The following is a 26,392-nucleotide window of genomic DNA, read 5'->3' on the forward strand; positions in this document are numbered from 1 at the left end:
TTCCGAGGGGTATGACAGATGGCACCAAGCGTGGAACGATCGTTCACCGCAGCCAGCACGATTGAAGAGGCAATGGCCGCACGCCGGCAAGGCGCGGCGGTGCTTGCCGGCGGCACCTGGATGATGCGTGATCCACGGCGCGGGGTCGACCTTCCCGAGGCGGTGGTCGCACTCCACCGAATACCCGCCTTGTCCAAGGTCGAAATCGAACCGGACCATGTCGTGATCGGCGCAGCCGTTACCCATGCAGTCCTTGGCCGCGCGTTGCACGGGGCAGTGGGCTTCGAAGGTCTGGTTGCCGCGGCGGAGAATGCGGCCAATCCCGGCATCCGAAGGGTCGCCACCGTGGGCGGCAACCTTTGTGCCCTCGACTTTGCCGCCGCCGATCTCGCCCCTGCGCTTCTCGTCTGTGAGGCGGCGGTGGAACTGGAGACGTTCGAAGGCCCAAAACTTCTCGGTATTTCAGATTTCCTCAAAGACAGGCATACGCTGCTGGCCGAAGCGATTGTGACGAGAATTCATCTGCGCCGCGACCTTGTCGCAAGTGCTCATATCCGCCTGCCGCTTCGGAAAGCCGGCGACTATCCGGTCGCCGTCGTCTCGCTTGCGGTAGACAAAGACAAACGATGTCGCATCGCCGTCGGCTCGGTGGAGCCGGTAGCGCGGCGCTGGACGGCGCTCGAACAGGCCATGAGGGCAGGCCCGGCCTATGCGCTCGATCCGGAACGCACCGCCGAGCTTGCACTGGAGCACAATGATTTTCAGGGCCGCGACGGTAAGGAGGCGGAGGGTTGGTACCGCCGCCAGGTTCTTCCGCCGCTGGTCAAACGCGGTGTTGCCGCACTTCTCAAGACTGGGGGCCTGGCATGACCGTGACATTCCAGCTGAATGGCGAGGACTGCCGCTTTGATGGCGATCCGATGACGCCGCTCGTCGACATCTTGCGGCAGGAACGATTCCTGACGGGGACCAAAGCCGTGTGCCGCGAAGGCTTTTGCGGCGCGTGCACGGTGCATGTCGACGACGAAGCGGTGCCGTCCTGCCTGAAGCCGATTGGCCTCGTCCAGGGATGCGCGGTGACGACCATCGAGGGATTGAGTTTCGGAAGCCAGGCGCTGCACCCGCTCCAGGCCAATTTCGAGGCGGTCGATGCCGTGCAATGCGGCATGTGTTTTCCAGGAATGGTCATGAGCCTTTCGGCGTTCGTGCGTGACAATCCGCATGCGAGCCGTCCCGAAATCAAGGCCGCGATGGCCGGCAACATCTGCCGCTGCACGGGATATGAGCGGATCGTCGACGCCGTGGCCGACTGCCTTGACCAAGCGCGGAAGGCTGGCCAGTTGGCGGGAGGCATACATGTCTGAGCTGTCCGCCACCGTGATGAATCTTCCCCGCCGCGATGCGCAGGACAAGCTGCGCGGGCGGACGAAATACACCAACGACCGGGTTCGCCCCGACATGTTGCATGCCGTGCTGCTGCGGTCGACCGTTCCCGCGGGGCGTATCCGCAAGCTCGACGTTTCGGCGGCACTTCGCTGTCCTGGCGTGCGCGCGGTGGCGACCGGCGCCGACGCGCCAGGGCTCTACGGCATCGGCATTGCCGACCATCCGCTCCTGGCCATCGACACGATCCGCTATCACGGTGAACCAATCGCCGTCGTCGCCGCCGAGACGGAGAAGCAGGCGCGGGCGGCACTTGCCGCCATCATGCTCGAGGTCGAGCCGCTGGCACCGGTGCTCACCATGGCCGACGCGCTCCAGCCCGGCGCCCGTCTCGTCCACGAGGGCTGGCGCGGCTACGAGGTGATCACCGAGGGCGGTGCACGTGCCGGCAACATCGCATGGGAGGCAAAATCCAGCCGCGGTGACGTCGATGCGGCCTTCGCCCGTCCCGACATACGCATTGTCGAGAGCAGCTTTACCGTCGGCCGGCAGAGCCATGTGCCCTTCGAACCGCGCGTTGCCATCGGCTCCTGGGAGGACGGCCGTGCTCACATACAGACCTCGACGCAGGTGCCTTGGACCGTGCGCAACGTCACCGGAAGGGTCATGCAGCTTCCGCCCGGGCGTGTGCGGGTCACTGTACCCCCTGTCGGCGGCGGGTTCGGCCTGAAATTCGATGCATCCATCGAGCCTATCACTGCAGTTCTGGCGCGGATGACCGGGCGCACGGTGGTCCTGGAAAATACCCGGCAGGAAGAGATGGCAACCTGCCTCTGCCGCGAGAATGCGGAAATCCGCATCCGGTCCGCTGTCACTGCCGAAGGATACATCGCCGGGCGCGAGGCGGTCGTGCTGATGGACTGCGGTGCGTATGGAGGCGAACAGGTTTTTCTGACGACGATGACGGCGCACACGCTGGGCGGCAATTACAGGGTTGGCGCAACGCGGCTCGTCAGCCGCGCCGTATACACCAACACACCACCCAACGGTGCTTTCCGGGCTTGCAACGGCGTCTACAACACATTCGCTTTGGAGCGACACACCGACGAAATCTGTGATGCGCTAGGCTTCGACCCGATGGAGTTCCGGAAGAAAAATGTCCTGGGAGATGGTGATCTCGGTGCCACGGGCCAGGTTTTCGAGGCCGACGTGCTGGGTCCGATGCTCGATCGCATGGAGACACTGCGCGCCAGTACCGGTACATCAGAGGCCGAGGCCGACGGCAGGCTCTATGGTATTGCAACCACGGTCGGCACATGGTTCGTTTTCGTCGGGCCTTCGGCGGCGACGGTGAATTTGAACGCCGACGGCAGTGCAACACTGGTCACGTCGGGTGTGGAGATCGGATCTGGCACGATGGTGCAATCCCTGCCGCAAATCGTGGCCGGGCAACTCGGCCTCGCTCCCGACCAGGTGATCGTGCGCGAAGCCGACACCGATGCCGCCGGTCTCGATGTCGGCGTTGGCGGCGGACGAACCACCGTGTCCATCGGCGCGGCAAGTGTGGCTGCCTGCGCGGAAGTGCGGGAAAAGCTGCTGCGGACCGCCGGCGAGATGCTCCAGACCCGACCGGAAGACTTGGTGCTGCGGGATGGTCGTGTCGAGATCGCGGGACGTCCCGGCTCCGGCATATCGATCCCCGCTGTCGTCGCCCATGCGCAGGCAACCACCGGCCCGGTCACCGGAAGCGGAGCCTTTACCGCCAGGAACACTCCGGCAATGTCCGGCTGCGCGATGGGGCACTTCATCGATGCGCTCGACATCCCCGTCTTCGTTGTCCACGAGGCCGAGGTGGCGGTTGATCCGGACACCGGTCATGTCGAGGTGCTGGCCTATCGCGTGGTGCAGGATGTCGGCCGCGCACTCAACCCGCGCGCGGTCATGGGCCAGATACAGGGTGGTGTCGTGCAGGGTCTCGGCTACGCCCTGCATGAGGAGGTGACGATCACCGCTGACGGACGTATCGCGCAGGACGATTTCGAGACCTATCGCCTGCCGCTGGCGCAGGACGTGGTTCCGGTCGCCGCCGACCTCTACGAGGGCGCTCCGTCGATGGGGCCTCTAGGCACCAAGGGCGCGGGCGAGGTCCCGATCCTGGCCGTGGGCGCGGCGATCGGCTGCGCTGTGGCACGCGCTATCGGCAAGCCGGTGCGGCAGCTGCCACTGACGCCGCCGCGCGTGCTTCGACTGCTGCACGAGCGCGAACCGCCGCCGGAATTCCCCCACATCGCCCACGGCTGGGCGTCGAACACTCTGGGCTGAGGCAAGCAAACCATGGTCACCCTGAACTGCGACATGGGGGAAAGTTACGGCAACTGGCGTTTCGGCGACGATGCCGGCATCATGCCCCACATCGATTGCGCCAACATCGCATGCGGCTTCCACGCCTCCGATCCATGGACGATGCTGAAGACCGTGCGGCTCGCGCTTTCGCACGGAAAGCAGGTTGGCGCGCATCCGTCCCTTCCCGATCGCGAGGGGTTCGGCCGGCGCGAGATGAAACTTCAGCCCGAGGAACTGACAGCCGCCTTCCTCTACCAAATCGGTGCGCTGACAGGAATGCTGGCCGCCGAGGGCGGGCAGCTCAGCCATGTCAAGCCGCATGGCATCATCTACGGCATGGCCGCGCACGACGTGGACACTGCCCGGGCGATTGCCGCGGCGGTCAAGCCGTTCGGCGTCCCTCTCTTCGGCCTGGCGGGAACCTGTCACGAGACGGCGGCAGCCGAACTCGGCGTCGCCTTCGTGGGCGAGTTCTTTCCCGATCTTGCCTACGCTCCCGGCGGCAGCCTGATCATTCCGCGCGTCCAGTCGGCCATCGACCTGACGCTTGCCGAGCACCGCATGGTGGGGGCGCTTACCCGACGCGAACTCGTCACGACAGACGGTACGATCCGCCCGGTCGACTTCGACACCGTCTGCATCCACTCCGATCCTCCGAATGCGCGCGACGTCGCCGCGCTGATGCGGCGGATCATCGACACCCATTCCAACAGCCTGCCATGATTCATTTCCCGAATCGTGAAAGCTCCACGCATGGGATCGAGGACTATCTCGCACTCACCTCCCGAACCATTTCCCCAAGCCGCTGAGGACTTCCATGGATGCGCTTTCCAACTCTCTCGCCGCCGCCGACATCGCCACCTCCATGCACCCCTACACAAACCTGCGTCAGCACGAGGAAACCGGGCCGCTGATCATCAGCCGCGGCGACGGCATCCGTGTGTATGACGAACGCGGCAAGGAATACATCGAAGGGCTCGCCGGGCTGTGGTCGGTGGGCGTCGGCTTTTCGGAAAAGCGGTTGGCCGACGCTGCCTACCAGCAAATGCTGAAGCTGCCCTACTACCACACCTTCTCCTCCAAGGCGCATGAGCCATCCATCCGGCTCGCTGAGAAACTCGTGGAGATGACGCCGGAAAACCTGACGCGTGTCTTCTTCACGTCGTCGGGCTCGGAAGCCAACGACACCATCGTCAAGATGATGTGGTTCATGAACAACGCGCTGGGCCGGCCAAAAAAGAAGAAATTCCTGGCACGGACCAAGGGCTATCACGGCATCACCGTCGCCTCCGGCAGCCTGACGGGCCTGCCGGTCAACCATCGCGACTTCGATCTGCCGGCGATTCCCGTTCGCCATTTGACCTGCCCGCACTTCTATCGCTTCGGCATGGAAGGCGAAGACGAAGCCGCCTTCACGGCGCGTCTGCTCGCCGAGCTGGAAGCGGCGATCGCGGAAGAAGGGGCTGACACCATTGCAGCCTTTATAGGAGAGCCGCTCATGGCAGCCGGCGGCGTTCTGCCGCCGCCGGTCGGGTACTGGGAAGGCGTGGAGAAAATCTGCCGGGCAAATGATATCATCCTGATAGCAGACGAGGTGATCTGTGGTTTCGGGCGGCTTGGTACGCCTTTCGGCGCTCAGAAATACGGCTTCACGCCTGATATCATGACGGTCTCCAAGCAAATCACGTCGTCTTATATGCCGCTTGCCGCCGTCATTTTCTCCGATGCGATCTATCAGGCGATCGCCGACAACACCGCAACGATCGGCAATTTCGGCCACGGCTTCACGGCGTCGGGTCATCCGGTCGCGACGGCGGTGGGTCTCGAAAACCTCGCCATCTTCGAGGAGCGGGACTTGATCGGAAACGCGGCCCGCCTTGAGACGTCGTTCCAGGCCGGCATCCGCTCGTTCGCCGATCACCCGCTTGTCGGCGAAGCGCGGGGCACCGGTCTTATCGGCGCCGTGGAGCTGGTGGCAGACAAGGCGACGAAACGCCCCTTCGCCAAGGTTGGGCGCGCAGGGAGTATCGCAGCGGGAATCGGCCACGAGGAAGGCCTCATCTTCCGCGCCATCGGCGACCAGCTCGCGCTCTGTCCGCCGATGATCTCGACAGAAGACGATGTGAAGGAAATCATGACGCGCATGGGCCGGACGCTTGAGCGCCTGACCGGTGCGGTTGCCAAGGAGGGACTTGAATGACCCGCATGAAAGCCGAACCGGTCATCCATATCGACGACGAACGCTTTCGGGTCACCGAATGGCGCTTTGCCACCGGGGCCGAGACCGGCTGGCACATCCATGGCCATGACTACGTCATCGTGCCGCTTACGGACGGCAAGCTCGGTCTCGAAGGCCCCGACGGCGCGCAGTCGCAAGCCGCTCTCACTCAAGGGGTGCCCTACTCGCGGCGGACGGGTGTGGCCCACAATGTCATCAATGCCGGCGATGCGCCGCTCGCCTTTCTCGAGGTCGAGGTCGTTGAGGCTGGCGATCTCGCAGCCAGGCGGCTCGCCGTGCTCGACCGGTTCCTCGCGGCCTGGAACGCTCGCGACGTGGGCGCGCTGATGGACTGCATGGTTGAGAATTGCGCTTTCCACGGCTCGGCCGGCCCCGATGCCGAAGGGCGCAAGCATGTGGGGCGTGACGCAGTGCGCGTCGCCTATGCAGCGCTGTTCGATGCCTTCCCGAAAGCCGCGTGGATCAGGGGACGGCACATCGTGACGGGCGACACCGGGCTTTCATCATGGCGCTTCGTCGGCACCACGGCAGCGGGGCAGCAAATCGAAGTCGACGGCTGCGATATCTTCGCTTTCTCGGGGGAGCTCATAGCGCTCAAGGATTCCTACCGCAAAGCGCGAGGGTAGCGAAAATCTGGATTCATCGGGCGACAAGGGCGGTCCAAACGGGCCGCCCTCGTTTTTTGCTCAAAGGCAATATCCTCAAAAGACGAAAGGCCCGGTCATCCCAAAGGAACAGGGCCTTCCGCATATGAAGGGCCGGGCTTACCCGGCCCATCTTCTCCTACTTGAGCAAGGCTTCCATCGGTACCGGCTCGGAAATCGTCCAGTTGCCTACAACACCCGGCTTGCCGGCCTTGGTCTCGACGATCAGGTACCGCGTCTGGTTCTGGTGATGCAGTTCCGGCGTGAAGGTACGAGGCCCGAACAGTGTCGGCTCATTCTTCATCTTTTCCAGTTCCGCGACGACCGCGTCGGCATCGGCCGTGCCTGCACGCTCCACCGCCTTGGCCCAGACGTCGACCATGACGTAACCCGGAAAGACATACTGGCTCGAGGGATCGGCGCCTGTCTTCTGCTTGTAGGTGGCATTGAACTTCAGCACGGCCGGATTGGGATCGTCGCCATAGATCGATCCCTGAACGGGGACGTAGAAGTTCGTCAGATCGGGCACAGCCGAGAGCCAATAGCTACCGTCGACGCCCGATCCATTCAGGATCATGGAATTGATACCCGCGGCGCGAAGCTGCTTGATGGCCGAGACGGCGCCCGGCATCATCGTGCAAAGCATGATCGCATCCGGCTCCTTCGGCAGAGACTTGATGCGGGTGATCTGCGCGGCGATGGAGGCATCCTCGTTCTTGAAGGTGTCTTCACCGACAAGCTTCGCGCCCTGGGCTTCGAGCTTCGGCATCATCCAGTCGAAGCCGTCGCAGATGCCCTTGTTGTAGGCCGTCCAGGTATCGAGCAGACGGTAGAAGTCCTTTGCGCCCTTTTCCTTGAATGCCCACTCGGCCATGGTCGCTCCCTGCACGGCCGCCAGCACCGACGCGGAGAAGCTGTGCGGGCCGACACCCTGGATGCCGGCCTTGACCGATTCCGCGCACAGGAAGAAGGAGATACGGCCTGCGTCCTCGGCCGCGAGCGCAGCCGGCGATCCGAAGTCGTAGTCGCAGGACACGACCACGAGATCCGCACCCTGGTCGAGCACGGAGAGGCCAGCCTTGGCGCCTTCGGCCCGGTCGGACTTGGTGTCGGCCTTGACGACCTTGATCTGCTTTCCAAGCAGACCGCCAGCCGCATTGATCTCGTCGATGCGGATCAAAGCCGCCTCCTGGGCAGGCTTGTCATAGGCTTCCATGAAGCCCGACTCCGCAGTGGCGAAGCCGATGACGATAGTCTTGTCATCGGCCAGGGCCGGGTATGCGATGGACATCGAGGCCAGAGCGGTTGCGACAATTCTCATTTTGTATGCCATGCACGTCTCCTTTTTTGTTTTCCGGTCGGGCTTGTGCCGCCGGTCACTTGTTGCGACTGCTGCGAGGTAAGGTGAGTTCGCGGTTGCCCATGAGTCCGGATGGGCGAAGCGCGAGGATCACGATCATGATGACGCCGAGGGCTATTTCCTGAACCCCTTTCGGGAGGGCGAACGTGGACTCGCCGAGCGATACGCCTGCCTCCAGCCAACGCAGCGCCTGGATGAGGGCGGACAGCAGGACGACACCCACCACACCACCCGACAGGCTGCCCATGCCGCCGACGACGAGCATGGAAAGGGTGATGAAGGTGAGACCGAGATAGAATGTATCGGGTGTGACCACGCCGATGGAATGAGCCATCAGCGCACCGCCCAGCCCCATCACCGCGCCCGATACGACGAACGCCACCAGTCTTTCCCTGGGAATGTCGATACCGGAAGCCGCGGCGGCGGTGGGCTCGTCGCGGGCAGCACGAAGGGCTAGGCCGGACCGGGAGATCGCGTGCACCCAGGCGATGAAGATTGCGACCACGGCGCCGATGAGATACGGCCAGATCACGCGCACGATCGGAATGCCGACGACCGACGAGGTCGCTCCGGTCACGCTCTCCCAGTTGGAATAAATTGTGTTGATCATGGCGAGCATCGCGAAGGTCGCGATCGATGCTGCGATGCCCGATAATCGCATCAGCACCCGCCCGAAGATGAGAGCGGCGAGGGCGGCGAACAATGCCGCCAGCACGGCCGATTGCCAGTAAGGCAATCGGGTCGCCAGCAGCCATTCGGGCAGTCCCGGCAACGAACCGCGTTTCATCATCGGGTTGATGGTGAGCCACGCGGCCGCGTAGGCGCCAAGGCAGGTGAAGCCGATATGCCCGAAGCTGAGAACGCCCGAATTTCCGATAAAGATGTATAGGCCCACGACGAGGATGACACGGACGAACACGTCGATCACCGTCTGGTTGAAGGGCCGCGATCCGGTCATCACCGTGATCAGCGCGATGGCCAGCAGCAGCAGAGAAAGCAGGACCGGCGTCAGGATTGTGCGGCGCGCAAGTGCGAAGCGGGCGGGCTTTTGCTTGGCAGCCGCGGCACCGGGAGCGGTAGAGTTGGCTAGGGAGGCGGCGACAGCCATGAAATCAGACCCTTTCCTTGGTGCCGCGCGCGGCAATAAGCCCTTGCGGGCGGAAGAGGAGGACGAGGATGACCGCTCCATAGACAAAGGCATCGCGGAATGGCCGGGCGTCGATGGGCAGCATGACCTGCATGATCACCGAGGCGGCACCCAGCAGGAAGCCGGCGAGCACGGCTCCCCCGAGGCTGCCGAGGCCGCCAATGACGGTGGCGATGAAGGCCATCAACATGATCGAGGCGCCCATCTGGATGTCCAGCGTGCCTGTCTGGGCGCCAAAGATCAGCGCAATGGCGGCGGCCAACGCGCCGGAGAGGGCGAACGCACCCATGATGACCCGGTTCGCACGCACACCCAGCATGCGGGCCATCGAGAAGTTCTCGGCCGCCGCCCGCATCTCCAGGCCGAAGCGGGTTTGACGCAGGAACAATGTCAGGCCGATCAGGATGACCATCGTGGCGACGATCGTTATGAGCTGGAGGAGGGGAAGCCGGGCACCAAGGATCTCCACCGGCTGGGACAATTCGGGCAGCAGCGAAATCGATTTCGGCCGACTGGAGAAAAGCATGAGCAGGAAGTAGCGAATAACGAAACCGAGCGCGAAGGAGGCGATCATCATGGTTGCCGGATTTGCCTGGCGGAACCGCCTGAAGACGACGATTTCGCACAGCACCGACAGCCCGGCCCCGCAGAGGAGCACGAAGGGCACCAGCAGGTACCACGGCAATTGGCCGGCGAAGACGATGGCCATGGCGTCTGTTGACGGCCATAGCAGCGCGAAGACGCAGAAGGCGATGACGTCGCCATGCGCGAAGTTCACGAGCCGCATCACGCCGAAGATGAGGGCAATGCCGAGCGCGCCGAGCGCGTACAGCGAGCCAAGCGAGAGTGCGTCGAACAGGATCTGAAGCATCTCAATTGTCCTCGTAGCCGAAATAGGCAGCCTGGATCGCCTCGCCGTTGCCGAGCGTCCGCGCGTCGCCATCGAGCACGATCTGTCCGCCACGCATCAGGATCATCCTCCCGCCCACCATCATCGCCCGGGCCGAGCTCTGCTCAACGATCAGGAGCGTGAGTTGGCGCTGCGCACGCAGCGCGATCAGCCGCTCGTAGACCTGGTCGTTGATGTTGGGGGCGAGGCCCAGCGAAGGCTCGTCAATGGCTACAAGCCGCGGATTGGTCATCAGCGCGCGTCCGATGACCAGCATTTGCTGCTGCCCGCCGGACAGCAATCCCGCCTGCCCGTGCCGCCTCTCTTTCAGCATCGGGAAGGTTGCGTAGACGGCTTCGAGTTCGTCGGCCGCTCGGCTGCGCCAGCCGCGTTCGCGGGCGTGCATGCCGGTTCCGACCAGGAGGTTCTCTTCGGTCGTCAGCGAGCCGAAGACATCGCGCCCCTCCGGCACCATGGAGAATCCGAGCCGGGCGATGTTTTCCGGCGCCTGGCCGGTGATCTCATGACCTGCAAGGTCGATCCGGCCGCCCGCCACCGGCGTAACACCGGCGATCGCGCGCAGCAGCGAAGACTTCCCGGCTCCGTTCGGGCCGGTGATGAACAGGATTTCTCCCTCGGCCATGGAGAAGGAGACATTTCGGACCGCCGTGAGACGGCTATAGCGAATAGTGATATCGGAAAGGGCGAGCAGGCTCATTCCATCGCCTCCAGAACAGGCAAGTCGGTGTTCGCGGCCGTGCCCATATAGGCGTGGCGCACCTTCTCGCTGTCGCGGATGGCCGCAGGCGGGCCTTCCTCGATGATCGCTCCGGAATCGAGCACAACGATATGCTGGCAAAGGCCGAGCACCAGCCCGACATTGTGCTCGATGAGCAGGACACCGCAGCCGAGATCGCTGGCGATATGTCTTATCAGGGCCGAAAGCTCCCGCGCCTCCAGTGCACTCATGCCAGCCGCGGGCTCGTCGAGCAGGATGTATGCGGGCCGTCCCATCAGGGCGCGGCCAATGGCGACGCGGCGCTCGTCCGTATATGGCAACGTTCCGGCGATGCGGGTGCTCAGCGCACCGATGCCTATCCAGTCGAGCATCGCTTCCGCTTCGGCGATGGCAGCGCGCCGGCTCATTCCCAGGCCAACGCCGGTTACCTCCAAATTGTCCAGCACAGGCAAGTCGCGGAAGAGCCGCCCACCCTGGAAGGTGCGGGCGATGCCGCGCCGCCGGACCTGATGCGGCTTGAGACCCGTGAGTGCTGCGCCGTCGAGCTTGATGGTGCCTTCCGTCGGTGCCTGGAAGCCGGTCAGCACGTTGACGAGCGTGGTCTTGCCAGCGCCATTCGGGCCGATGAGGCCACTAATGCGGCCGGGCGTAATTTGGAGGTCTACCGATGACAGGGCCTTCAGCCCCGCAAACGATACCGAGACGTTCTCCGCGCTCAGGTGACTCATGACCCTTTCCTTCTTTCTACCGACGGAAAGGCGCGAAGCATCCGGCCTTGCGGCCAGTCACGTTGCAAATGTCTTCCCCTGTCGGTTCCGGCGGTCTCTAGCGGACTGCTCGGATGCCAAATTCACGCCGTTGCCCGGCGTCGTCTTGTCGTTTCGCGCACCGGATTTTGTCTTCCGCCACGCACGGTCGGTTTTGGCCGGCCGATCTCCTCGCCACCGGCTCCTCCGCCGGCATTTTTCCGGCTGACGTCAGCCGGCCAGATGTCCTTCAGCACGCGCCAGCGCGGCGCGCTGTTCGGTTCGCGCGGCAAGCGCGTCTTCCAGCGTCACCGGAACGAAGCGCGCCGGGGTGTGCGGCTGGAGCTGGGCGATAAGGTCCATGTCGGCCGATATCACCACGCCCAGCATCATGTACCCGCCACCCGAAACCGCGTCCCGGTGAAGAACGATCGGCTCCGTGCCACTCGGCACCTGGACGGATCCGTAGGGATAGCAGGCATCGACGATGTTCGAGGGGTCGGAGCCCGCACCGAAAGGCTGCTCGCGCTCGACGAACTCCAGCGGCGTCCCGCCCCGGAAGCGATAGCCGATGCGGTCGGCTTCGGGCGCGACCTTCCAGGTTTCCTCAAAGAACCGATTGCCGGCAGCCTCGGTGATCCGATGCCAGTACATCCCGGGAAGCATTCTGAGTTCCGCCGGACTATTGCCCGCGCGGCGCAGATTTGCAGGCAGTGAAAGACCGGCTTTGCCGGAACCTTCGCCGAGGGGAAGCTCATCACCCGCCTTCAGCGTGCGGCCCTGATGGCCGCCGAGTGCGCCCAGAATGTAAGTCGAGCGCGAACCGAGAACCACGGGTACGTCGATGCCGCCGGAGACGGCCAGATAAGCGCGCGCGCCGCCCTTGAGGAAGCCGAAGGAAAGCCGGTCACCGGCCTTCACCGGAAAACTTTCCCAGGTCGGCCGCTCCTCGCCATTGAGTTTGGGGGGGAGTTCTCCGCCGGTGACGGCGACGACCGCGGATTGGGTGAATTCGAGTTCGGGGCCCATGAAGGTGGCTTCGAGCACCGCGGCACCCGGATTGTTGCCGACAAGCAGGTTTGCGATGCGTGTGGCAAAGCGGTCCATGCCGCCGCCTTCGGGAATGCCGACATGATAGTGGCCTGGTCGACCAAGGTCCTGCACGGAAGTGGAGAGGCCGGGAGAGATTACCTTAACGGCCATTGATAAGCTCCATCAGCTTTGCATTGGTGCCGTAAATATCGCTGTTGAAGTCCTTCAGGCTGAAGGTGCACTCGCGAACCGTCGGCTGCCACCGATTGGCTTCAATTTCCTCCAGCGTGGCGTCGTAGTCATCGCGGCCAATGGCCTTGAACTTGACGATGTCGCCTGGCTTGAACAGGCACATGTCATCGGAGAGGTAGCGCACCTTCCTGGTCGGGTCGTAGATCGGGGCCGGGGTTATGCCATACATCTGGTAGCCGCCAGCGCCGCGTACTGAATAGATCGCTGCGAAGCAGCCGCCATGGCCAATGGTGAGCTTGGGAGTGTCGGTGCGTGGACGCAAGTATTTCGGCGCCTGAATCTGTTTCTTGCGCTCAACCATCTGGTACAGGAAGGGCAGTCCGGCGACGAAGCCGACCATCGATACGAACCAGGGCTGGCCGGAATAGGCCTCGATAAATTCTTCCACCGTGGCGTAGCCGTTGATGCGGGCCGAATATTCAAGATCGGTGGAGGAGGGGTCCTGATGGCGCTCGCGGAAGCGCAAGCAGGTTTCACGCGTCCATGGATCCTGGAAATAAACCGGCAGTTCGATGATCCGGGTCTTCAGCACCGGGTCCGCCTTCGAGGCCGCCTCTTCCATCGACTTCAGTTCGCTGAGCAAATCCTGCGGCTTGACGATGTCGGGGTTGAAGCGAATCTGGAAGCTGGCGTTGGCAGGGCAGATCTCGGTGACACCTCGGATGCCTGCCGTACGCACCGCGTTCGTCATCGAAAGGCCGGTAAAGAAGGAGGTGAGCGACATTTCTTCGGACACCTCGCCGAAGATATGTTCGTCACCGCCGAAGTTGAATCGTATCGACATCGGTCCTCCTTAACCCGCCAATGTTGCGGCGTTTTCGATGAGCCAGCCTTCCAGCCAGCGGGTATGCACGTCTCCCGCCCGCACCGCCGGATCGGCGGCCAGCGCAAGAAACAGCGGCTTGGTGGTCTTGAGCCCGCCGATCTTCAACTCGTTGAGCGCGCGGATCAGGCGCACTATCGCCGCCTCGCGCGTCTCTGCATGCACGATCAGCTTGGCAAGCAGCGAATCATAAAAGGGCGGCACCTGATAGCCTTGGTAGAGCATCGAATCGAAGCGTACGCCCGGACCGCCGGGAATGCGAAGCTCGGCCACCAGCCCCGGGAATGGAGCGAACTCCTTCGCCGGGTCTTCGGCATTGAGCCGGACTTCGATCGCATGCCCCTTGACGGAGACATCGCCTTGCCGGATCCGCAGCTTCTCGCCGCCGGCGATGCGAAGCATCTCCGCAACGAGGTCGATGCCGGTGATCGCTTCGGTGACCGGGTGCTCGACCTGGATACGGGTGTTCATCTCGATGAAGTAAAAGCGATCTGCTTCATCGTCATAAAGATACTCTACCGTGCCGGCACCAGAGTATTTGACCGCCTTGGCCAAAGCGACCGCCGAAGCGCAGAGCTCCTCGCGCAGCCTGTCTGAAAGTGCGCGCGACGGCGCCTCCTCCCAAACCTTCTGGCGTCGCCGCTGCAGTGAGCACTCCCGCTCGTAGCAGTGGATGGCATCGCTTCCGTCTGCCAGCACCTGCACCTCGATATGGCGGGCCTTGCCGATCACCTTTTCCATGTAGAGGCCACCGTCGCCAAAGGCGGCGAGGGCTTCTGCTTCGGCTTGAGGAAAGGCTTGTTCGAACTCGGCGAGCGAGTTGGCGATGCGGATGCCCCGCCCACCGCCGCCTGCCGCCGCCTTGATCATCACCGGAAAACCGGTTGCGGTCAGCACCTCGTGGCCAGCCTTGAGGCCCTCGACCCGGCCAGCCGAGCCAGGCACCACAGGGACACCTGCAGCGGCGGCGGCGGATCGCGCCGAGACCTTGTCTCCCATCATCCGGATCGCATCTCCCGACGGGCCGACGAAGACCAATCCAGCGCCTGTGACCGCGTCGGAAAACGCGGCATTCTCGGCAAGGAACCCATAGCCTGGATGAACGCTGTCGCAACCGGTGTCGCGGGCAGCCTTCAGAATTGCTTCGACATTGAGATAGGACTTCTTTGCCGCTGGTGGGCCGATGTTGACCGCTTCGTCCGCAAGCTGGACGTGGAGCGACTCGGCGTCTGCGGCCGAATACACCGCCACGGTGGCGATCCCCAAATCTTGCGCGGCCCGGATGATCCTGACCGCTATCTCGCCCCGGTTGGCAACCAGAAGCTTCTTCAGCATCAGTCGAGATCCGCAATAGGTGCGCCGGCCATGATGGGGTCCTCATTGTCGGCAATGAAGCGGATGTTCGTACCGGCCGTCTCGGCCCTCACTTCGTGGAACGACTTCATCACTTCGATGAGACCGATTACGTCTCCGGCGGACACCGCGTCGCCATCCGCCTTGTAGGGCGGCTGGTCTGGCGAAGCGCTGCGATAGAAGGTGCCAGGAAGAGGTGAAAGAATCTGGGCCATAAAAAGCTCCGGAAAACTGCGGACAGACTAATTTGGAACCGCCCGCGCGGGCGGGTTCGGTCGAATTCAGTGCCAGGGGGCGATTGCGGTGCGCACGGCCCTGGCTATTTCGATGGCGTTCGGCGTATCGGAATGCACGCAGATGGTATCGCAGCGTACGGGGAAGAAACTGCCGTCCTCTGCCGTGCCCTCGCCCTCCCTGATGGCGCGTACGCACCGCTCGGCCATCTCTGCGGGGTCCTTGGCGTCATGAACGCGTGTCAAGATCAGCTTGCCGGAGGCATCGTAGTCGAGATCGGCATAGAACTCGGCGACGAATGGGATACCGCGCTCTTGATAGATCTTCTCATGCAGGGTGCCCGTCATGCCGAAGAGGGGTACGCCGAAAACCTCTGCCGCGTCACACACGCCATGGGCGATTGCCTCCTGCTGCATGGCCATGAAGTAAAGGCTGCCATGCGGCTTGATGTGGTGGAGTTCCACACCCTCGGCCTTGAGGAAGCCGGCAAGCGCTCCCACCTGGTAAATGATGGTGTTCCTGACTTCTTCGCGGGTCATCCGCATCTCGCGCCGGCCGAAACCCTGAATGTCGGGCAAGCCTGGATGGGCGCCGATCTTGACGCCACTCGCCTTGGCGCTGCGGACGGCGGCGTGCATGTGATCCGGATCAGAAGCGTGGAAACCACAGGCGACATTGGCAACGTCGATGATGGGCATCATGCCCATATCATCGCCAACCTTGTAGAGGCCAAAGCTTTCGCCCATGTCGCAGTTTAGCGTCACCGCCATCGCATTGTTACCCCTCGAAGCTGCCGTCTTTGCGGCGTTGCAGCATTTTTTGCGCATGCGAAGGCGTTTGTGAAATAGTAGTTTATTGATTGTCATATCAAAAAAACAGATAATGGTTCTGGGCCGGAGCGCACCATGACCATCACCTTGAAACAGCTTGATTATTTTATCGCGACCGCCGAGAGCGGACAGGTCAGTCATGCTGCGGTGGAACTCAACATCTCGCAATCGGCGGTCACTGCGGCGATAAAGACGCTTGAGGCTGACCTGGGCGTACGGCTTTTGGAGCGTAACCACGCTGGCGTAAGATTGACGATGGAGGGCGCGCGGTTTCTTGAACATGCGCGGGTTATCACCGGGGCCGTCGCTGCCGCCGTCCGAAGCCCGTTGCGCGATAGGAAAGGCCTGGCGGGCAAGCTGCGGCTGGGCATGACCTACACGGTCGTCGGCTACTACATGTCGCGCCACTACGCCCGGTTTCGAAAGACCTATCCCGAGATCGAGGTCGAGGTGCTGGAACTGCCCCGAGACGCTCTCGAAAGCGGGTTGATGTGCGGGGACATCGACATGGCCGTGATGCTGGTGTCGAACCTGGAGCACACCAAGGAGTTGGCGCAGGAGGTCTTGATGCGGTCGAACCGCCGGCTCTGGCTTTCGGCTGATCATCACCTGCTCGCGCGACAGGAAATCAGCCTCACCGATGTGGCGGCGGAAGATTATGTCATGCTGACGGTTGACGAGGCACGTACGACGGCCGCCCGTTACTGGGATGCCGCGGGGCTTTCGCTCCGCGCCGTCCTTACCACCAGTTCGGTCGAGGCCGTGCGGTCGCTCGTGGCTGCCGGCATGGGGGTCACTGTCCTGTCCGACATGGTTTACCGCCCCTGGTCCTTGGAGGGGCAGCGCATCGAAGTGCGCGGGCTTGTCGAGCCCATCCCCACTATGGATGTCGGCCTGGCCTGGTCGCGTGACAGATCAATCGAACCGGCAGCGGCGGCCTTCCGGGCCTTCATGTCCGTGACCATGGGCGGCGGCGGCTAACCGCCTGCCGTCAGGCAGGCGCTATGGCACAGGCTTGGAATGGTGGCGACGACGCGGATGCCGAACGGTGCGAGTTCCACGGCCATGGCCCGGGTGGCGGCAATCGCCCAGCCCTTGAAGCATTGCACCAAGTCAAATTCGGGCGAGGCGAGACGCCGCCGTTGGCGATCCGGTCGAACATCTCTTCGTCCATCGTCTCGAGCGCCAGGGCGGCTGGGCCACGCCGGCATTGTTGACCAGTATGTCGAGACCGCCAAAGGCCGAGCGGGCCAGGTCTGCCGCCGCTTCGAGCTTGCGAGTGTCGAGAGGTCGCCAGTGATTGGCCGCTCATTTCGCCGATTTCGGCAGCAACGCGGGCCGCGGCGGCCTCATCCCGGTCCATCAACACGGCCCGCGCACCTTCGGTGACGAATTTCCTGACGATGCCTTCGCCAAATCCCGAACCGCCGCCAGCGACGATGGCGACCTTGCCAGCAAGTCTCATATCTGTTCCTCCATTGACGCCACCATCGGGGAAGTCGGGTACATTGCACAGTCCGATTATCTGAACGCCCTTTTAGCTTTCCTTGTTTGAGGTCGACCGGCGTGGGAGGCATAGTCACCACGGATTGTGAGGAGGAAGGGATGACGCTGAATTTCGACCCGCGGGCGAAGGCCACGGCGCTCTACCATGGCGAATTCCGGCCGATGTTCGTCGGCGGCAAGTGGATTCCGGCACAGTCCGGCCAGGAGATGCAGGCGTTCAACCCAGCGACTGGCGAAGTGCTGGCCACCGTGCCGCGTGGCTCGGCGGCCGACGTCGATGCGGCGGTGGCCGCTGCGCGCACGGCTTTCGAAGGGCCATGGTCAAAATTCTCGCCCTATGAGCGGCAGTGCGTGCTTCTGCGCATCGCCGATCTCTTCGAGACCCATTGGGAAGAGCTCAGCGTTTCGGACACTCTCGACATGGGGCTGCCGATCACGCGCACGCTCGCCAACCGGCGGCGCGTCATCGGCATGCTGCGCTTCTATGCGGGCATGGCGACCGCGCTGCATGGCGAATCCATAGACAATTCGATCCCCGGCGAGATCGTCAGCTTCACAAGGCGCGAGCCGGTGGGCGTTGTCGGCGCGATCATCCCCTGGAACGCTCCGACCGCCGCTTCGATCTGGAAGATCGCGCCGGCGCTCGCCACCGGCTGCACCATCGTGCTGAAGCCCTCGGAGGATGCCTCGCTGACGCCGCTGCTGATCGCCAGGCTGATGCAGGAAGCCGGCGTCCCCGACGGCGTCGTCAACGTCGTCACCGGCACCGGGGCGGAGGCCGGTGCGCGGCTCGCTGAACATCCCGACGTCAACAAGATCGTCTTCACCGGCTCGACGCTGACCGGCCAGGCCATCGCGCGGGCGGGCGTGATCAACCTCAAGCGCGTTTCCCTGGAACTCGGCGGCAAATCGCCGATCATCGTCTGCCGGGATGCCGACATCGACAAGGCGGTTCCTGTCGCCGCGATGGCGGTGTTCGTGCATTCGGGCCAGATCTGCATCGCCGGATCGCGGCTGTTCGTGGCGCGCGAAATCCATGACGAATTCGTGCGCCGGGTCGCCGAGTTTGCCGGCAGGCTTCGCATCGGCCATGGCATTGAGGCGGAAACCGAAATCGGCCCGCTCATCAATGCCAGGCAGGCCGGCAAGGTGGTGGGCTATATCAAGGCCGGCCGCGACGAAGGCGCGGAACTGATAGCGGGCGGGTCGCGACTGACCGGCGAGCCCTACGACGGCGGCAATTTCATCGCGCCGACCGTCTTCGGCGCGGTGTCGGACAAGATGACCATCGCGCGTGAAGAAATCTTCGGTCCGGTGATTTCGGCGATGCCGTTCGACACGCTTGACGAAGCCGTGGCGCGGGCCAATGCGACGCCCTATGGCCTGGCAGCCGGCATTTTCACCACCCATCTGGGCACCGCCCACAAGCTCGCCCGCCGCATCAAGGCCGGTTCGGTGTGGGTCAACATGTACCACGCCATCGACCCGGCGGTGCCATTCGGCGGCATGAAGATGTCCGGCTACGGCCGCGAGGGCGGCATCGAACATCTGCATGAATATCTGGAGGCCAAGTCGATCTGGATCCAGACCGACTGAGCGTGCGATGGTCGATCGGCACCACCCGCATGCAGTGTGGAGAAAGAGGATGAGGAATCGTCGGTTGTGTCCTCTGCCGGATTTCACCTGCCGCAAAGCTCAGCCCGATGCCGGTAGCGTGCCGCGATCCCGTGACGGTACTTTCTTGAGTGACGGGAGTGTCTGGCCCGGCAGTCAAGCGGCTCTGCTTTCCCCAGCTTCCGTCCTATAGGCCGTTTCCCTCGATCATCGCCATCAGGCAATCGCCAGATTGTGTGCCGCTGATGCCCAGATCACGCACGCTGTTCATGTGGTTTCGGTCATTCAGGCGGAGGTCGCAGACAAGGTGCCCCTGCGCGCGCAAGCGCTTTCCGAAGTCGGCGGCCTGCTGGTGAAAAGGTGACGTTTCCTGATCTCCGACGAGAATGGTCGCTGCCGTCTCCGGGTCATGCCACCGCGTCATTGGGGTGAAGACAGCTGCCTCCTCATCGGTGATTCCGATTAGCGGCTGGAGGAAGGACGTCTGAAGGGGCTTGAGGTCGTAAAGGCCGCCTAGCAGCAGCGCCGCACGTATGCGTGATGGCATTGGCGTCTTTTCGAACAGGAATGTGGCCAGGTGCGCACCCGCCGAATGACCACTTACGCTTAGCCGGGCAGGGTCGCCGCCATGGTCGACGATATGGTCCAGCACCCATTGTTTGGCACGCCGGACCTGGCCGACGATTGCCGCCATCCTGAACTCGGGCATCAGCGCATAGTCGACGATGACCGCGATCGCCCCAGCTTTGGTGACTGTGTTTGCTACATAAGAATAGTCGCTCCTGGAGAACATGCGCCAGTAGCCGCCATGGATGAAGATGTGCACGGGAAGATCCCTGCGCGCGCCGGGCGGAAAGAACAGGTCCAACCTCTCGGCCTCGCCCTCGCCATAGGCGATATCAGCCGACATCGGCAGGTTCGCCCGGGTTTCGGCGCTGCGAGTCACTATGTCGGCCACGATATCGTCAAAATCGGCCACATGGTCGCGCGTGCGGAAAGGGTCCTTTGATATGACTGCCGGTTCAGAAGGTGACGGCAATATATTTAGCCTCCATGAACTCGGCGATGCCGTGGTGCTGGCCGCCTTCGCGGCCAAGGCCACTCTGCTTGACGCCTCCGAATGGTGCGGCCGGATCCGACATCAGTCCTCGGTTGAGACCGATCATGCCGGCCTCGATCCCCGACGCCACCCGCATGCCGCGTCCAACATCGCGTGTGTATATATAAGCGGCCAGGCCATATTCCGTGTTGTTAGCATGTGCGATCGCCTCGGCCTCGGTGTCGAAGCGTGTGATGGGTGCCACCGGGCCGAAAATCTCCTCGTGCGCCATCTCCGCGTCGGGCGGCACATCGGACAGCACTGTGGGCGGATAGAAGAATCCTTCTTCCTCCGAAATCGCCCCGCCGCAAAGCACCTTGGCTCCCCGGCCCACGGCGTCCTTGACCAGGCGGTCGATCTTGTCGACAGCCTTTCTGGTGATCATCGGCCCGCATTCTGTGTCTGCATTCGGACCCGCCCCCACCTTAAGTGCCGCCATGCGCTTGCGGAGCCCGTCGGCAAAAGCATCATGGATTCCTGATTGCACGTAGAGGCGATTGGCGGCGGTGCAGGCTTCGCCGGCGTTGCGCATCTTGGCGATCATCGCGCCGTCGAGGGCGGCGTCGAGATCGGCATCGTCGAAGACGACAAACGGGGCATTGCCGCCGAGTTCCATCGAACAGGAAATGACATGCTTTGAAGCCTCGCCGAGCAAGGTTCGGCCCACGCCCGTCGACCCCGTGAAGGACAGCTTCCTGACGCGCGGATCGGCGAGCATGGCCGAAGTCAGCGGCCCGGGACTGGTCGTGGTCAGCACGTTGACGACACCGGCAGGCACGCCGGCTTCGCTGTAGAGTGCCGCCAGCGCATAGGCCGTCAGCGGTGTTTCACTTGCCGGCTTCAGGACGACAGTGCAGCCTGCCGCCAGCGCCGGCGCGATCTTGCGGGTCGCCATAGCGGCCGGAAAATTCCACGGGGTGATCAGCACGCAAATTCCGATCGGCTCATAATCGACCACGATGCGATTGCTGCCGGAGGGCGCGGTGCCGAACTCGCCGGTGATGCGGACCGCTTCCTCAGCATTCCAACGGAAGAACTCGGCTGCATAGGCTACCTCGCCGCGCGCGTCGCGCAGCGCCTTGCCATTCTCCAGGGAAATCAGCATGGCAAGCGTTTCGGAGCGTTCGACCATGAGCTCAAAACAGCGCCGAAGGATTTCCGAGCGTTTGCGCGGCGCCGTCTCCCGCCATCGTTTGGCTGCTTTGGCCGCGGCCTCGACGGCGGCGGTGGCGTCCTCGACTGTCGCATCGGGAACCGCCGCGATCACCGCCCCGGAGGAGGGATCGACAACATCGATGAGCCGACCGTCGGAGGACGGTCGCCAAATACCGTCGATGTAGAGTCCGTGCGAAAAACCGCGCACGTCATAGCCATCCTGGTCGAGCTGCTGAGCGTTCAAATTCATCGCTTTGTTCCGTTCTTCACATAACACAGGCGGCGATGTCGCCGTCATGGGCAGCCTGGACGAGGCGTCGCATCGTGCCGAGATCGAAGGCACGCGGATTGTTCTTGATCAGGCGGTCGATGCCGAGCGCTTGCTCGGCGGTCCAGTCAAGCTTATCGGCAGGGAGGCCTAGATCCGCCAGTGTTGGCGTAATGCCTATCGCCGCGAACAATCGCCTGATCTCCTCGATTGTGGCGGCTGCCATCTGGGCGGTGGTTCTCGCCTTCGTCTCCAAGCCAAGTGCCGCGCCGATCTCTGCCATCTCGTCAGCGGCGACGCGGCTGTTATAGGTCATTACGTAAGGCATCATTGTCGCCACGCCCAAACCATGGGCGGTGTGGGTGAGGGCGCCTGCCGGATATTGCACGGCATGCGCCGCCGCCGTTCCGGCGGTGCCGAATGCGCAGCCCGCTGCCAGAGCGCCCATCATGACATCGGCACGCGCGTCGGCATCGGTGCCATCGCTGCAGGCTTTCTCGAGGCTCCGGCCAAGTAGCTTTATCGCGAGCAACGCGAAATGGTCGGTCAGGGCAGTCTTGCCGATGAAGACATGCTGTTGCGGCAGATTGGGGTCTTCATCGCGCCGTATGGCGGTGAAGGCCTCGATCGCATGGGTCAAAGCGTCAGCGCCGGCGATCGCGGTCAGGCCAGGGGGGCAGGTCATTGTCAGTTCGGGGTCGCACAGGGCGACTGCGGCGATAAGGTGAGGGCTCGATATGCCCACCTTGAGCGTCCGGTCCGGGTCGGAAATCACCGCGACCGGCGTCACCTCGGAGCCGGTGCCGGCCGTGGTGGGTACGGCGATCAGCGGCAGCGTCGGACCCGGCACCTTGAACTCGCCGTAATAGTCCTGGAGCTTGCCGCCATGGCTGAGAAGCAGCGTGGTGCATTTGGCGAAATCGAGACAGCTGCCGCCGCCGATGCCGATCACCATGTCCGGCCTGAACCCCTTCGCTTCCTCGACACAGATGCCGACCGTGTCGCGTGGCACGTCGGGCAGAACGCGATCATGCACAAGGACTTCGATCGAGGCTGATTGAAGGGACTTGATGATGTCGACGAATACCGTTGTGCCCGCGAAACGCTCATCGGTGCAGACCAGCGCACGTTGGCCGAACCGGGCGGCGACCGTCGGCAGCACATGGCGCTGCCCTTTCCCGAACAGGATTTCACGCGGCAACCGCAGGGCGGCGAAGAGGGTCATGATCGGTCCTTTAACTGCGGCTGACTGGAAACGGAGGCATTGGACTGGGCTTGGGATCGGAAGGTCTAAGTACGTGTCTCTCGCCCCTAAAACATATCCGCTTTAAAATCGTATAGGATATAGGATTGCATCGACGGAACCATCGTGTTAGCAGTCCTGACTGTCAAGAGGCAAAATATGCACACCGCAAACTTATCCGACCCAAGCGACGCCACCATTGGAGCTGGTCGCATCCAGCGCGCCAACAGTCTCGTCGAAGATGTCTATGAAGCCATCTTCGCGCAGTTGATGGCGCTGAAAATCCCGCCAGGCTCACGTATTACAGTCGATAGCCTGGTCAAGGAATTCAACGTCTCGCACACGCCGATCCGCGAAGCCCTTGGCCGGCTCGAAGGCGAAGGCCTCGTCCTCAAGACGCATTTGATCGGTTATCGTGCCGCACCCCAGATCACCCGGCGCCGTTTCGACGAATTGTACGAAATGCGTCTGCTGCTCGAACCGCATGGCGCCGCAAAGGCCGCCGTAATGATGGACGAGGCCAAGTTCAATGTGTTGCTCGAAGCCGCCGGCGTGATGTCACGCCGCGACGGCAAGGATGATCGCGTACGCTATTCGAACTTCGCCAGGCAGGATGCGATCTTCCACGACAAGATCTTGGAGTTTTCTCAAAACGAACTCATCCGAGAGACGTTGAGCCACCAGCACACGCACTTCCACATCTTCCGCCTGATGTTTCATGCACGTGTGACCGAGGAGGCACTTGACGAACATGAGGCGATTCTTGCCGCGTTCGGCTCTGCCGATCCCGATGCCGCCGCAAAGGCGATGCGCATCCATATAGAGCACTCGCGCGATCGCCTGCTCCCGGCATTCGATTGAGGTCGGAACGGATGTCTATTGCCGCTAATATCGCCGGGGAGGGCGGGAGCACGTTGTCCAGCAATGCGCATGGTTCGCTCGAACCGGTGCTGCGCGCCCAGCAATTGTCCAAGCAATACGGCCCGGTGACGGTGTTGTCGGACGTCACTTTGGACATCCTGCCCGGTGAGGTCCACGCCATCATTGGCGAGAACGGTGCCGGCAAGTCGACGTTGATGCGGCTGCTGTCCGGCTATGTCGAGCCAAGCCATGGCACATTGTCGATGAACGGACACGCGGTGAAATTTGCCAAGCCCAGCCAGGCACAGGATGCCGGTATCGCCTTGGTCCATCAGGAGATCCTGCTCGCAGAGGGGCTCACGGTCACCGACAATCTGTTTCTCGGGCGAGAGCTTTCGCGTGGCCTTGTCGTGGATGACCGCACCATGCGCCGGCTGGCGGCCGACAAACTGGCGCAGATCGGCTGCGCGGTCTCGCCAAGGGCACTGGTGCGAGACGTCTCGCTGGCAGACCGGCAGATGGTGCAGATCGCTCGTGCTCTGCTTGACGACTATAAATTGGTTATCTTCGACGAGCCGACCGCCGTTCTGACCGGTGGCGAGGTCGAGCGCCTTCTGGAGATCGTCCTGCGACTGAAGGCTCACGGCACCGCCGTGCTGTATATCAGCCACCGGTTGGACGAGGTGCAACGGGTCGCCGACAAAGTGACCGTTCTGCGCGACGGCAAGATGGTCGGCACCTATCCCGGCAAGACGCTGAGCCAGATGGATATGGCGCGGTTGATGGTCGGTCGCGAACTGGCCGCACTCTATCCTGAAAGGACCGCAGCGCCTTCGGATGTACCGATGCTGAGCGTGAGGAACGCCTCCGTTCCCGGCTATGCGGAGGACGTGTCGTTCACGGTCCACAAAGGCGAGATCCTCGGGTTCGCCGGCATGGTCGGCGCAGGTCGAACTGAACTCTTCGAGGGCATTATCGGCCTGCGCCCGGCGGCCGCCAAGGTCGAACTTGAGGGCAAGTCGATCCATTTCCAATCGCCGCGCGCGGCGATCGACGCCGGCGTCGGTTACCTGACCGAGGATCGCAAGGGCAAGGGACTGCTGCTGCAGGAGCGCCTGGCGCCTAACCTGACGCTGTCGGCGCTCGGTTTGTTCCATCCCGGCCTCTCGATGGGTCGGCGCCGCGAAGCGGAGGCCTTGGAACAGGCCGTGGAGACATATGACATCAGGCTGAAGAGCCTCGGCGCCAAGGCGGGCCAGCTTTCCGGGGGCAATCAGCAGAAGCTGCTGCTGGCGAAGGTGCTGCTGACCGATCCTTCGGTGGTCATTATCGACGAGCCCACGCGTGGCATCGACATCGCCAACAAGGCGCAGATCTATGCCTTCATCCAGGAGCTTGTGGCCAAGGGCAAGGCCTGCATCGTCATCTCTTCGGAGATGCAGGAACTGATCGGCATCTGCGACCGCATCCTGGTGATGCGCGAAGGCCGCATCACCGGCGAGGTCAGCGGCGCCGAAATGACCGAAAGCAACGTGGCGGTACTGGCGACCAGTGGCCCCAAGCCAGGGCTAAAAGCCAAGGGAGGCACAGAATGGCTGTCATGACCGAATCCGCACCCAGGCGTCGCCCCCTGGATCTCAATGTCAGTTGGACCGACATCGGGCCCTTCCTTGCGCTGGCGGCCCTCCTGGTCGTGGGTTACCTCATCAACCCCGATTTCCTGTCCGCCACCAATCTCGCCAACGTCATCACCCGCAGCGCCTTCATCGCCATTATCGCGGTCGGCGCGACATTTGTGATCTCGTCCGGCGGGCTCGATCTTTCCGTCGGCTCGATGGCCGCCTTCATCACCGGCATCACCATCATGTTCATGAACACGGTGGCCCCGCATGCCGGTATCTGGGCTATTCCCGCCGGCATGGCGGTGGCGATCCTGGTCGGCCTGCTGTGCGGGCTTGCCAACGGCCTCATCGTCACGGTCGGCAGGATCGAACCGTTTATCGCCACGCTGGGCACGATGGGGATTTTCCGGGCGCTGATAACCTATCTGACCGACGGCGGCACGATACCGATCGACCGATCGCTGCGCGAGGCCTACCGGCCTGTCTATTTCGGCACGGTTGCCGGCATCCCGGTTCCTATCCTCATATCCGTCGCCGTCGCCGCGGCCGCATCCTTCATCCTGTACAAGATGAAATACGGCCGCAAATGCGCGGCGGTCGGCGCCAATGAGGATGTCGCCCGTTATTCCGGCATCTCGGTGATCAGGACACGGACCGTGGCCTATATCGTCCAGGGTGCCTGCGTGGCCATTGCCGCGATCTGCTACGTGCCGCGCCTGGGCGCTGCAACGCCGACGACCGGACAGCTTTGGGAACTGCAGGTCATCACAGCCGTGGTGATCGGCGGCACCGCGCTGCGCGGCGGCAAGGGCCATGTGTGGGGAACAGTCGCCGGCGCCGTCATCCTGGAGCTCATCGCCAACCTCATGGTGCTGTCGGACTTCGTCTCGGAATACCTCGTTGCCGCTGTTCAGGGCGTCATCATCATCATCGCCATGCTCATCCAGCGGTTTTCGAATTCGAAATAGCGCCGCGTCCGGACCACGCGGATCAACGTTCTTATAGGTCCA

26 protein-coding genes are annotated in these 26,392 nt (G+C 63.0%); 12 read left to right on the top strand and 14 right to left on the bottom strand.

Annotated elements, in window-relative coordinates; genetic code table 11:
* The first annotated feature begins 18 nt into the window (after positions 1-18).
* From NKJ11_RS25125 to NKJ11_RS25150, 6 genes are all read left to right on the top strand, one after another.
* Positions 19-870, top strand: a complete 852-nt coding sequence (locus NKJ11_RS25125; RefSeq protein WP_352794549.1) for an FAD binding domain-containing protein — start codon at positions 19-21, stop codon at positions 868-870.
* On the top strand, positions 867-1,364 hold the full coding sequence (locus NKJ11_RS25130; RefSeq protein WP_352610068.1) for a (2Fe-2S)-binding protein: 498 nt from the start codon (positions 867-869) through the stop codon (positions 1,362-1,364). The genes NKJ11_RS25125 and NKJ11_RS25130 overlap by 4 nt, the downstream gene beginning before the upstream one ends.
* Positions 1,357-3,705 carry a xanthine dehydrogenase family protein molybdopterin-binding subunit gene (locus tag NKJ11_RS25135; protein ID WP_352794550.1) on the top strand — a complete coding sequence of 783 codons (2,349 nt, stop codon included), beginning with the start codon at positions 1,357-1,359 and terminating at the stop codon, positions 3,703-3,705. The genes NKJ11_RS25130 and NKJ11_RS25135 overlap by 8 nt, the downstream gene beginning before the upstream one ends.
* Positions 3,706-3,717: 12 nt before the next feature.
* On the top strand, positions 3,718-4,449 hold the full coding sequence (locus NKJ11_RS25140) for a LamB/YcsF family protein (RefSeq protein WP_023808987.1): 732 nt from the start codon (positions 3,718-3,720) through the stop codon (positions 4,447-4,449).
* Between the two features lie 94 nt (positions 4,450-4,543).
* Positions 4,544-5,926, top strand: a complete 1,383-nt coding sequence (locus NKJ11_RS25145) for an aspartate aminotransferase family protein (protein ID WP_352440676.1) — start codon at positions 4,544-4,546, stop codon at positions 5,924-5,926.
* Positions 5,923-6,591 carry a nuclear transport factor 2 family protein gene (locus NKJ11_RS25150; RefSeq protein ID WP_127294316.1) on the top strand — a complete coding sequence of 223 codons (669 nt, stop codon included), beginning with the start codon at positions 5,923-5,925 and terminating at the stop codon, positions 6,589-6,591. The genes NKJ11_RS25145 and NKJ11_RS25150 overlap by 4 nt, the downstream gene beginning before the upstream one ends.
* 157 nt (positions 6,592-6,748) lie before the next feature.
* On the opposite strand, the gene NKJ11_RS25155 is transcribed toward NKJ11_RS25150, so the two are convergent.
* The 10 genes from NKJ11_RS25155 to NKJ11_RS25200 form a co-directional block, all read right to left on the bottom strand.
* Positions 6,749-7,942, bottom strand: coding sequence for an ABC transporter substrate-binding protein (locus NKJ11_RS25155; RefSeq protein ID WP_023808984.1), 1,194 nt, complete (start codon positions 7,940-7,942; stop codon positions 6,749-6,751).
* A gap of 43 nt (positions 7,943-7,985) precedes the next feature.
* Positions 7,986-9,077: a branched-chain amino acid ABC transporter permease gene (locus tag NKJ11_RS25160; RefSeq protein ID WP_352440675.1), complete on the bottom strand. Its 1,092-nt coding sequence runs from the start codon at positions 9,075-9,077 to the stop codon at positions 7,986-7,988.
* 4 nt (positions 9,078-9,081) lie between these two features.
* Positions 9,082-9,987 carry a branched-chain amino acid ABC transporter permease gene (locus NKJ11_RS25165; protein ID WP_027036291.1) on the bottom strand — a complete coding sequence of 302 codons (906 nt, stop codon included), beginning with the start codon at positions 9,985-9,987 and terminating at the stop codon, positions 9,082-9,084.
* Position 9,988: 1 nt separating this feature from the next.
* Complete coding sequence (locus NKJ11_RS25170) at positions 9,989-10,723, bottom strand: ABC transporter ATP-binding protein (protein WP_023808981.1); 735 nt, start codon at positions 10,721-10,723, stop codon at positions 9,989-9,991.
* Entirely contained in the window at positions 10,720-11,472 is a 753-nt protein-coding gene (locus tag NKJ11_RS25175; protein ID WP_352440674.1) for an ABC transporter ATP-binding protein, read from the bottom strand. The genes NKJ11_RS25170 and NKJ11_RS25175 overlap by 4 nt, the downstream gene beginning before the upstream one ends.
* Before the next feature lie 249 nt (positions 11,473-11,721).
* Complete coding sequence (locus tag NKJ11_RS25180) at positions 11,722-12,693, bottom strand: 5-oxoprolinase subunit C family protein (protein WP_023808979.1); 972 nt, start codon at positions 12,691-12,693, stop codon at positions 11,722-11,724.
* The gene (locus NKJ11_RS25185; RefSeq protein WP_128302548.1) at positions 12,683-13,558 is read right to left on the bottom strand and encodes a 5-oxoprolinase subunit B family protein; all 876 of its coding nucleotides are present in this window, start codon (positions 13,556-13,558) and stop codon (positions 12,683-12,685) included. The genes NKJ11_RS25180 and NKJ11_RS25185 overlap by 11 nt, the downstream gene beginning before the upstream one ends.
* Positions 13,559-13,567: 9 nt before the next feature.
* Complete coding sequence (locus NKJ11_RS25190; protein WP_352628439.1) at positions 13,568-14,932, bottom strand: acetyl-CoA carboxylase biotin carboxylase subunit; 1,365 nt, start codon at positions 14,930-14,932, stop codon at positions 13,568-13,570.
* Positions 14,932-15,165 carry an acetyl-CoA carboxylase gene (locus tag NKJ11_RS25195; protein WP_013533152.1) on the bottom strand — a complete coding sequence of 78 codons (234 nt, stop codon included), beginning with the start codon at positions 15,163-15,165 and terminating at the stop codon, positions 14,932-14,934. The genes NKJ11_RS25190 and NKJ11_RS25195 overlap by 1 nt, the downstream gene beginning before the upstream one ends.
* Positions 15,166-15,231: 66 nt before the next feature.
* Complete coding sequence (locus NKJ11_RS25200) at positions 15,232-15,954, bottom strand: LamB/YcsF family protein (RefSeq protein WP_352628745.1); 723 nt, start codon at positions 15,952-15,954, stop codon at positions 15,232-15,234.
* Positions 15,955-16,089: 135 nt separating this feature from the next.
* On the opposite strand from NKJ11_RS25200, the gene NKJ11_RS25205 reads away from it, so the two are divergent.
* Positions 16,090-16,995, top strand: coding sequence for a LysR family transcriptional regulator (locus tag NKJ11_RS25205; protein ID WP_127294331.1), 906 nt, complete (start codon positions 16,090-16,092; stop codon positions 16,993-16,995).
* A gap of 10 nt (positions 16,996-17,005) precedes the next feature.
* Here the strand turns inward: NKJ11_RS25205 and NKJ11_RS25210 are convergent, their stop codons facing one another.
* Positions 17,006-17,419, bottom strand: coding sequence for a Rossmann-fold NAD(P)-binding domain-containing protein (locus NKJ11_RS25210; RefSeq protein ID WP_352610109.1), 414 nt, complete (start codon positions 17,417-17,419; stop codon positions 17,006-17,008).
* Here NKJ11_RS25210 and NKJ11_RS25215 point away from each other — a divergent pair.
* A complete protein-coding gene (locus NKJ11_RS25215; protein WP_352610114.1) occupies positions 17,315-17,569 on the top strand; it encodes a hypothetical protein in 255 nt (84 codons plus the stop codon). The two genes, NKJ11_RS25210 and NKJ11_RS25215, sit on opposite strands and share 105 nt — an antisense overlap.
* Before the next feature lie 50 nt (positions 17,570-17,619).
* Positions 17,620-19,116 (top strand): aldehyde dehydrogenase family protein, encoded by a 1,497-nt coding sequence (locus tag NKJ11_RS25220; RefSeq protein WP_352794551.1) that lies wholly within the window; start codon positions 17,620-17,622, stop codon positions 19,114-19,116.
* 205 nt (positions 19,117-19,321) lie between these two features.
* Here the strand turns inward: NKJ11_RS25220 and NKJ11_RS25225 are convergent, their stop codons facing one another.
* Genes NKJ11_RS25225 through NKJ11_RS25235 form a run of 3 tightly spaced genes read right to left on the bottom strand, consistent with a single transcriptional unit; the run spans position 19,322 to position 22,881 of the window.
* Positions 19,322-20,146, bottom strand: coding sequence for an alpha/beta hydrolase (locus NKJ11_RS25225; protein ID WP_352774909.1), 825 nt, complete (start codon positions 20,144-20,146; stop codon positions 19,322-19,324).
* A 10-nt stretch (positions 20,147-20,156) separates the two neighbouring features.
* Positions 20,157-21,638 carry an NAD-dependent succinate-semialdehyde dehydrogenase gene (locus NKJ11_RS25230; RefSeq protein WP_352794553.1) on the bottom strand — a complete coding sequence of 494 codons (1,482 nt, stop codon included), beginning with the start codon at positions 21,636-21,638 and terminating at the stop codon, positions 20,157-20,159.
* Between the two features lie 16 nt (positions 21,639-21,654).
* The gene (locus NKJ11_RS25235) at positions 21,655-22,881 is read right to left on the bottom strand and encodes an iron-containing alcohol dehydrogenase (protein WP_352774872.1); all 1,227 of its coding nucleotides are present in this window, start codon (positions 22,879-22,881) and stop codon (positions 21,655-21,657) included.
* 177 nt (positions 22,882-23,058) lie between these two features.
* Between NKJ11_RS25235 and NKJ11_RS25240 the strand changes: the two genes are divergently transcribed.
* Genes NKJ11_RS25240 through NKJ11_RS25250 form a run of 3 tightly spaced genes read left to right on the top strand, consistent with a single transcriptional unit; the run spans position 23,059 to position 26,350 of the window.
* Positions 23,059-23,760, top strand: a complete 702-nt coding sequence (locus NKJ11_RS25240; RefSeq protein ID WP_352774870.1) for a GntR family transcriptional regulator — start codon at positions 23,059-23,061, stop codon at positions 23,758-23,760.
* Between the two features lie 11 nt (positions 23,761-23,771).
* Positions 23,772-25,364, top strand: coding sequence for a sugar ABC transporter ATP-binding protein (locus tag NKJ11_RS25245; protein ID WP_352440669.1), 1,593 nt, complete (start codon positions 23,772-23,774; stop codon positions 25,362-25,364).
* Positions 25,361-26,350, top strand: a complete 990-nt coding sequence (locus NKJ11_RS25250; protein WP_352440793.1) for an ABC transporter permease — start codon at positions 25,361-25,363, stop codon at positions 26,348-26,350. The genes NKJ11_RS25245 and NKJ11_RS25250 overlap by 4 nt, the downstream gene beginning before the upstream one ends.
* Positions 26,351-26,392: the final 42 nt, after the last annotated feature.

It is taken from the genome of Mesorhizobium sp. M0243, from assembly GCF_040321775.1.
GTDB lineage: Bacteria > Pseudomonadota > Alphaproteobacteria > Rhizobiales > Rhizobiaceae > Mesorhizobium.